Raw genomic sequence first — 1,217 nt, 5'->3', positions numbered from 1 at the left:
CGCCATAAATTCCTCGTCGCTTACGATGGCGGCGGGCGCCATGGCCAGTTGTTCAGCCCGCGTGTTTTCCGCGTGAGCCTGCCAGCGCAACAGGCTGTCTGCGAGTGCTTCCGCGTCTTCTGAAAGCAAGCCGTAGACGCTTGCAGCGGTCACCTTCTCATAGCGCAACGTGGCCAAGCGGTCACGCGTCTGTTGCACTTTATGGGTTTCTCGACTGAACGCTTCAACCGCAGGTTCGTGGTTTTCGCGGTATTTATCGCCACGCGCATACAAGTCTCGGCGGCGGAGGAACAACTGTTCGTTAATGCGGATCAGAGCAGTGTCTACAAAATCGAATTCACGCGGGGTGACCAGCGAGCGTTTGAGCTGCAGCGATTCCTGCGCGCGTCGAAGTGCTGCCCAACAATTGGGAATATAGCCTCCGACCATTGAATGGTTGCCTTTGTGCTTTAAGCCTTGAGCAATCAGCCCCGGGCGGGCGGGCAGTCCGTTGATTTGCTGCACGGCCAACGTGCAGGCGGCGTGCTGGGTAATGGTGTCGCAACCGGGCTGCCAGAGGATGGAAGAGGTTTCTTTGCCGCCCAACTCCACCGGGAGGAAGTGGCGTAACGTGCCGTGATGTTCATACGGCTCGCCGCTGAGGTTGGTAATGCCCGCTACGAATATCGAGAGGCCGACAGGCACGTTTACGAAGGTTAAGGCGGCGCCAGTCGCGTAGACCGGGGTTTTGGTGTTCATCCATGTACCGGGCACGCTGGGCACCGGGTCGTTGTGGTTGACCATGCGGTAATGCACCAGGTTGGCGGCCGCTTTTACGAAGGTGGCGTCAGCGGCTCTCGGAGCGCCGTAGGTGTAGAGCGTGATGTCGGCACTATACTTTTTCTGCCGACGTAGCATTTCCGAGAGCAACAAGGTAATCGCGCCGCCCAGGCTGTGACCGCAGATGATCAGCTTTTGGCCGGTGTAGAACTTCTCGAGATAATTGGCCGTGAGTTCGTAGACCTTTTGTGCTGCCTCATAGAATCCTCGGTGGACGTTGCCCACACCTTCCACAAAGGGCACTTGGAGTGCATCGGCATCACGGAGGGCGTCCGCGATTATTTCATTGGTGCCACGTACGGAAATCAGGATCAACTCATCGTTGTGCGTGATAAATGCTTGGGTGTCGGTATCAACTTTATGCCCTCGGTCATCCAAAAAGTGAATGCTGGCCGGGG

At 57.2% G+C, this 1,217-nt stretch carries 1 protein-coding gene; it reads right to left on the bottom strand.

Annotated features, from left to right (window positions below):
• Nucleotides 1-1,217: lipase family protein (locus tag F0169_RS08945; protein WP_172979378.1), on the bottom strand; the 1,217-nt coding region annotated here is incomplete at both ends.

Origin of the sequence: Pseudomonas kitaguniensis (assembly GCF_009296165.1) — a bacterium.
Lineage (GTDB): Bacteria > Pseudomonadota > Gammaproteobacteria > Pseudomonadales > Pseudomonadaceae > Aquipseudomonas > Aquipseudomonas kitaguniensis.
Note: the sequence above shows the minus strand (reverse complement) of the source record. Positions and strands in the feature narration are given on the sequence as shown.